Consider the following 7,637-nt stretch of genomic DNA (forward strand, 5'->3'; position numbering starts at 1 on the left):
TGCTGGGGTCGCTCACGGCGATCGGGCCCTTTTCACTGGATATGTACCTGCCCGCGCTGCCGGAAATGACGGCCGAGCTCGGCGGGACCAAGCTGCTCGGACAGCTCAGCCTGACGTTCTGCATGCTCGGCCTGGCTGCCGGGCAGCTGCTGGCCGGTCCGCTCAGCGACGCCCGGGGCCGCAAAAAGCCGCTGCTCGCCGCTCTCGCCATCTACGCGGCTGCCTCGCTGCTCTGCGCCTTCAGCGGCAGCATCGCGATGCTGCTCGCCTGCCGGCTGATCCAGGGCCTCTCCGGAGCGGCCGGCATCGTCATCGCCAGAGCGGTCGTGCGCGATCTCTACTCCGGCAAGGAGATGACGCGATTCTTCTCGCAGCTCATGCTGATCAACGGCGCCGCCCCGATTCTGGCGCCGATCTTCGGCGGCCAGCTGCTGCGCTTCGTCAGCTGGCGCGGGACGTTCGTGTTCCTCGCTATTCTCGGCGTCATCCTGCTCACGGCCGCCTGGCTCGCGCTGCCGGAGACGCTGGCTCCGCAGCGCCGCGCCAAGGGCGGTCTGAGGCAGACGGTCGGCAGCTTCGGCTTCTTCCTGCGCGACCGTTCCTTCATGGGCTTCGTGCTGACGATGAGCCTCGTGTCGGGAGCGATGTTCGCGTACATCTCCGGCTCGTCCTTCGTGCTGCAGCAGCTGTACGGGGTGTCGCCATCCCAGTACAGCTTCATCTTCGCGCTCAACGGAGCCGGAATCATCCTCGCCTCCCAGTTGACCGGAAGGCTGGCCATGCGCATGGACACGGAGCGCCTGTTCCGCAGCGGCGTCCTGATCGCCCTCTGCGGCGGCGCCGCTCTGCTCGGGACCGTGCTGCTTGGGGGCGGCCTTGCCCCGGTGATGGCCTCGCTGTTCATCGTTGTGTCGAGCGTGGGCATCGTCGGCACGGCATCGACGTCTCTGTCGATGCAAAATGCCGGCAGCGCCGCAGGCAGCGCATCCGCGCTGATCGGCATGCTGCAGTTCGCCGCCGGAATGGCGTTCTCTGCGCTGTCGGGACTCGGAGGCGAGGGCAGCGCCCTCCCGCTCGCGGTCGTTATCGCCGCCGCCGAAGTTCTGGCCCTGCTCGCGATGGCGACGCTGCTCGGCAGCCGTCGTACCCGCTGAGGCCAGCCGCTGGCCAGCGCGTTCCGGTCAGAGGCGGCGGTTCCGCGGGAAGAAGGCTGCTGACTGCCTTCCGCCCGGACTTGTATTCGAAACTGCCCCCCGCCCGGACTTGAATCCGAAACGGCCTCCGTGTGGACGAAATCGTCCGGCGGAGGCTTTTTTTCAACCTCTTGAACCTTGTCGAATCTTGTCATTGTACTGTCATCGGGAGCGCGTATAATGGAGGAAAGGCCTATCTTCCGCTGAGGAGCTCCCCCTGCATGAACTTCAATCTTTACCTATCGGCCTTGTTGATGGCAGCTACGTCCTGCTCGGCCGTCGTCGTCTTTCTCTGCTGGAAAAGAAGGGAGCTGCCGATCGCCGTCAGCTACGGGCTCGGCATTCTGACAACCGCTTTGTATACGTTCGGATATGCGTTCGAAATCGTCAGCTCGTCGCTGGAAGCGATCCGCTTCTGGCTGCGCGTCGAATATATCGGCATTCCGTTCGGCACGGTGTTCTGGATGATCATGGTGCTTCATTACACTGGCAGAGAGGCCTACATACGCAAGTGGACCGTCGCATTGGCGATGGCCATCCCCATCGTTACGTTCGTTGCCCACAACACGAACGAATGGCATCATTTGTTCTACCGAAGCCTGACGCTCGATTATTCGGAGGGCTTCCCGCTCGCCCGGATCGTCCGCGGACCGCTCTACCTCCTTCATGCCGCTTATTCCTATCTGCTCTTCTTCATCGGGACCGGAATGCTGCTTCAGATGTACTGGAGATCGGCGCCGCGAATGCGGAAGCAGGTCGGCTTCATGCTGATCGGCTCCTGCGCGCCTTACGGATTCACACTGGTCCATCTGAGCGGGGGCCTGCACACTCCTATCGACATCTCTCCTTTCGGATTCGTCCTCTCGGGCGTTTTTTTCCTGCTCGGCATCTATCAGTTCAACCTGCTTCGGCTGGCGCCCATGGCGCTGCAGAAAGTGTTCGAGTCGATGCAGGACGCCGTTCTCCTGCTCGATCTCGATGACAACATAAGCGGCTTCAACCAGGCGGCCTGCCGCGCCATTCCCGGGCTGGGCCGCAAAAACGGCATCGGGCTGCCGGTCGCGGCGCTGCTCGGGGGGCAGCCGGAGATACGCCGGATTGCGCTTGGCGGCGATTTCAGCGGACGGGAGCGGATTCGGGATGAGGCATCGGGCCTGCATTACCAGGTCCAGCTGTCGGAAATCCACGACTACCGCTCCAGGCCGACCGGCAAGATGCTGCTCCTGCGCGACGTGACGGATACGGTTCTCTCGGAGGAGCGTCTGCTGGAGAACGCCAGGCAGCTGAGCGACCTGAACGCCTTCAAGGATCAGATGTTCAATGTCGTGGCCCACGATATCCGGGATCCGATCGCGGTGCTCCACAACCTGATGGAGCTGCTGGAGGAGGAGACGACGGACTGCAGAGAGGAGGAGCAGGAGATCGTCCGCGAGATGGGAGGCCAGGTGCGCAACATATTTGAGCTGGTCGAAAGCCTGCTGGAATGGTTCCGCAGCCAGCGCGGCGGCATGAACTTCGCTCCAGTCGCCATCGGCCTGGAAAATGCAGTCCTGCGCAACGTGCGGCTGCTCCGAAGCCGCAGCGAAGACAAGGGCATCGAAATCCGATCCGAAATCGCTCCCGATGCGACGGTGTATGCGGACAAGGAGATGCTGGACCTGGTCCTCCGCAATCTGCTCTCCAATGCCGTCAAATTCACGAAACCGGGCGGACGCATCCTTCTGCGCGCTTCAAGCTCCGGAGACAGCATGCTGGTGTCCGTCCGCGATTCGGGCATGGGAGTGCCCGCAGATCAGATCCATACGCTGCTGAACGAGGACTTTTCCATTCCTTCCGAGGGAACGGGCGGGGAACGGGGAGTCGGTCTCGGCTTGACCCTGTGCAGGGAGTTCGTCCGGCTGAGCGGCGGGGAAATCTGGTTCGACAGCGTTCCCGGTCAAGGAAGCACCTTTTATTTCACCATGCCGTCCGCGAATGCCGCGGAAGAGGACAAGAGGGAGATACGATGAGAGTCGTCCTTATCGATGATGAAAAAGCGATGCATCTGATCCTGAAACGGATGCTGGCTAAAATCGGCGACGGGATCGAAATTGCCGGCAGCTTCACCGATACCGCTTCGGCGGAAGCGTTCCTGAGCGGGGAGGAGGTGGACATGGTTTTCGTCGACATCCAGATGCCGAGGGACAACGGCTTTGCGTTCGCCCAGCGGCTCCGCGAGCGCGGCAGCGAGGTGAGGGTTGTTTTCGTCACCTCTCATACCGCCTACGCGCTGCCGGCGTATGATTTGTACGCCTACGACTATATGGTGAAGCCTGTCGTCCAGGAACGGCTGCAGAAGACGGTGCTGCGGGCGATGGCGGAGCTGGGCCGGGAGACGAGCCGTCAGGAGAGCGCAGCTGGGGTATTGCCGCAGGCGCAGATCAACTGCCTCGGGCGGATGGAGATCCGCAGCAGCACGCTGGGACTGGTCAAATGGAAGTCGAGCAAGAGCGCCGAGCTGTGCGCCTACCTGCTGCTGCAGCGCGGCAGCCTTGTATCGCGAGCCCGGCTCATCGAGGATATTTTCGGAGGGAAGCCGCTCAAGAATGCCGAAATCTACCTCAATACGACCGCCTATCAGCTGCGCAAGCTGCTCGATACGGTCGGACTGAAGGGAAGCCTTCATTCGGATCCGAATCATTATGCGCTCGATCTCAGCCAAGCCCAGGTGGACATGGTTCGTTTCGAGGAGGAATGCCGGGAGCTGGCGTCCATCGACGAGAGCAATCTGGAGCAGGCGATGGAGCTGGAGCGGATGTATGCCGGCAGCCTGTTCGGCGATCTGGATTATCCATGGGCGTGGAGCGAGGTCGAGCGGCTCTCCCTCCTGTATTCCGGCTTCGCCCAGCGGCTATGTGTGGCGCTGCTGAATCTCGGAGACGCTTCGGCCGCGCTGCTGCTGCTCGGCAAGCTGAGCCTCCACAACGAGCTGGACGAAGAAACGTTCAGGCTGGAGATAAGAGCGCTCGTCATGCAGCATAATCGGGAAGGCTTGATCCGCCGCTACAAGGAATACGAGCTGATGCTGAGGGAGGAGCTCGGCGTAGGGCCTTCCATGGAGATCAACCAGCTTTATGCCGAGTCTCTGGACAGTCTGAATGAAAGGAATTGAACCGCAATGATTGGAAAAGACCCATTTCGAATGACGAAATGGGTCTTTTGTTTCATATGAAAGATAGATTTTTCGTCGAAGTTTGTCATTTAACCGTCATCGGCTCTCATTATACTCCTTTAGAAGCTATTAATCTCTTTGGGAGTGACTAAGGGAGTATGAAAAAAGGTCTAATCGCAGGACTGCTTGGAATCATGGTTGCCTCTTCTTTCCTGCCTGTGCCGTCCGCGTCGGCGGCAGGCGAATTGCCGACCAATCGTCCGTGGACGAAATGCGCGGATGAAAATGGTTTTTGCTCGTTTGAAGGAACGAAGGAAGTCCGTTTTGGAACCGGCAGCAGCTACATGTTCGCTACGGCAACGAACGGGATCGCCTGCTCGGTTGCAGCATTCGAAAATGATCCTGCAGGCGGCGTGCGGAAGCAATGCGAGATGCGCGACCTGCTGTCGGAAGGCACGCCGGAGGTGACGGGCTTTCTTAGCGGAGATTTCAAAACGCTGACCATCGCCTTCGATCGCAGCGTCGTGCCTGCAGATGAGGCAGAGGATTTGAAAAGCGCCGTGACCGTCCGGAAGACGGGCACCGAAGACTTTGCGCCTCTTGATACGGCGGATACAGTCTCTTATGACGCAGCCGATCCGGACAAGCTCGTTCTGTCGCTGGCAGAGCCGCTGGTCGGCAAGGGCAACGCGGTAGCTATCGCTGCGAACGCACTCGTATTGGACGAGGATACGGAGCCTTATGCCCAGTCCATTGTCATTGACTCCATCATCGGAGCGGACATCACGCCGCCAGCCTTCATCGGAGCCGAGAAGAGAAACAGCGGTTATGAGATCAGCCTGCATTTTGACGAGTCGCTACAGATCTCCTATCCGGCCGATGTCACGGACGAAACGAATGAGGAAGCCTACCTGCTGAGCAGCTTGCAGATCGCACAGGATGGGGAGCATTTCTCCCCGCTCGTGAATGGTCTTGCCTACGGAAGCGTCAACGGAAGCAAGCTGGTTATCGGCTATAATGGCGATCTCAAGCTCGTGTCCGGGCCGAAGACGAAGCTCAAGCTTGCCGCCGGCCTGCTGAAGGATGATTCGGGCAACTCGACTCCGGAGCTTACCTTGAGCGTGAGCCCGCCTGCGATCCGCAGCGCAGAGCTCAGCGCGGACAATCATGACGTGACGGTTACGTTCGACCGCTTGGTCTATGCAACGCCGTTTTTTGGTCTGGACGAGCTGAAGTCCAGAATCCGGCTGATGGATTCGAACAGAAACTGGAATCCGGGCGCTGGCGATACGGCGTCGATCACAGGGAACAAGCTGCTTCTGCATATGGAGAAAGCGCTGAGCGGGGAGACGACCCAGATCTCTATCCAGGGCGGGACGCTCCAAGACGCGAATGGGAATTATTCGAATGATAATGTCGTTACCGCATACCTGGCTGCACATGCAGATGGAGACATAGCGGATACGACACCTCCGGAATATGTCAATTATTTGCTTTCGCCCGATCTCAAGGATCTGACGCTTATCTTCAATGAGGATCTGGCCATGAGCGAGGAAGACATCGCAACGTTCAAAAACAATGTTTATTGGCGGAATAACTGGATGAACCAGCCTCTCCCGTCCAGTTCGACGGTAACCGTTTCGGGCCGTACCCTGACGATCCATTTTGAATCGTTTTCAAGCTCGATTTATTATATCTATGGCAATCTGGCAGCCGTCAAGGATCTTGCAGGCAACTACTCAAACAGCAGTTTCAGTACGTGGTATTTCCAAGTCAACAACGGGAACGGAATCAGTCTGCAAGGCGGGTATGTCGGCTTGAAGGGCGGTTTCCTGGGCCTTTACTTCGGAAATCCTTACTCGGAAGAGTTGGTGGATTTGACAGCCGACGAGAACGGCGGATCCCGTCTGTACGATTTGATCTCGATCTCGAGCGACAACGGAGCGACGTATCAGACCTTGTCCGCTGGCGATAAAGTCGTCCTGCAAGGAAATCAGGCGGGCATCTTCCTGAAAGATCCGATCAAGGCGGGAACCGTTCAGGTGAAGATCGCCGCCGGCGCCTTCATCGATTCGCATCGCTACAGGGCGAGCGGAGAGCTCAAAATGACCATTGCTCAAAGCGACTCCCGGCTCACCGGCTATCTGTTCAGCGATGCCGATACGGTGTTGAAATCGGATGACGACAGCGGCTGGAGCAGCCGTATCCGCAACGTGAAGGTATGGGACCGATGGAGCGGTTCCGGAGACCGGGATCTGACCGATGCGGAGTACAGCGTCGCCGGCGGCAAGCTGACGATCGCCAAGGGCGTCTTCCTGAAAGACCGCAGATATTTGATCGAGGTCGAGGCTGAAGGCTACGGCACCCGAGCATTCGACGGGGAAGCCTTCAAATCTTCCGATATTTTCTATATGACGGCGCCCGCAGTCACGAAAACAAACGGCATTGCCGCCAAAGTGTTCATCTACAACCAGGCGCAGTCGGACAATGCCGGAACCCAGTCTGTCGTCTTCGAGCTGTTCGACGGCACGACGCCGGTCGGCATCGCCTCGAGCGAGCTCATGGTCGGAACGGGCACCTATACCGTGAAGTTCAACGTATCGGATGCGGCATCCAAAGCCTATACCGTCAAGGCGTTCCTCGTCAGCAGCTTCGACAGCGGCACGATGGATCTCGGCCTTAGTCTCGGCACGGTCAAGACACAGGCGGAAATCGACGAAGCCATGCTGCGGAACGGCTACAACGACTAATGAGGAAGCGGGGAAAACCAAACGTGAATTCGCGAGTGCTGCAATTTGTCATGATGCTCACGCTGTGCCTCGCCCTCGTGGCGCCGGCGGCTTCCGCCGCCGGTTCCGCCGCCGTTGCGCTTGATGCCGTTCCGGCGGTCAAGGCGGGGGAAAGGGTCGATCTCAAGGGCAGCTCTTCCCTGGACGAGATCATCGTCAAGGTGCTGCGGCCCGACGGCAGCATCGTCTACTTCGATATCGTGCCGGTGACCGGCGGCAGCTTCGCAGCTCCGTTCACGCTTGGCGCGGGAGAGCCTGGAGGTACCTATACGGCCGTTGCCGGAAAAGGAACCCAGGTGGACAGCAGGCGTTTTGACGTGACGGCTTCGTCAACGGGCGGGGGCAATGGAGGCGGCGATGGAACGATTTCGACGCCGACGCCGACAACGGCGCCGACGACGTCATCGACGCCAACAGCAACGCCAACGGGAACAGAGACGCCGACGCCAACGCCGGCGACAGGAGGCGGCTCCACAGGCGGCGGCGCTGCGGCAACTCCGGCAC

General features: G+C 59.6%; 5 protein-coding genes. All 5 read left to right on the forward strand.

Annotated features, from left to right (window positions below; all coding sequences use genetic code 11):
• The coding region (locus tag BN871_RS18710) for a multidrug effflux MFS transporter (protein ID WP_048748323.1) at positions 1-1,154 on the forward strand (1,154 nt) is incomplete at its 5' end.
• A gap of 260 nt (positions 1,155-1,414) precedes the next feature.
• A complete protein-coding gene (locus BN871_RS18715; protein ID WP_048748324.1) occupies positions 1,415-3,202 on the forward strand; it encodes a histidine kinase N-terminal 7TM domain-containing protein in 1,788 nt (595 codons plus the stop codon).
• Positions 3,199-4,344 carry a response regulator gene (locus BN871_RS18720; RefSeq protein ID WP_021881658.1) on the forward strand — a complete coding sequence of 382 codons (1,146 nt, stop codon included), beginning with the start codon at positions 3,199-3,201 and terminating at the stop codon, positions 4,342-4,344. Before BN871_RS18715 ends, BN871_RS18720 begins: the two co-directional genes overlap by 4 nt.
• A 158-nt stretch (positions 4,345-4,502) precedes the next feature.
• The gene (locus BN871_RS18725; RefSeq protein WP_021881659.1) at positions 4,503-7,094 is read left to right on the forward strand and encodes a hemoblobin-interacting domain-containing protein; all 2,592 of its coding nucleotides are present in this window, start codon (positions 4,503-4,505) and stop codon (positions 7,092-7,094) included.
• A gap of 23 nt (positions 7,095-7,117) precedes the next feature.
• Positions 7,118-7,637: hypothetical protein (locus tag BN871_RS28560; protein WP_198158067.1), on the forward strand; the 520-nt coding region annotated here is incomplete at its 3' end.

This window comes from Paenibacillus sp. P22 (assembly GCF_000469945.2).
In the GTDB taxonomy this organism is placed as follows: Bacteria; Bacillota; Bacilli; order Paenibacillales; family Paenibacillaceae; genus Paenibacillus_O; species Paenibacillus_O humicus.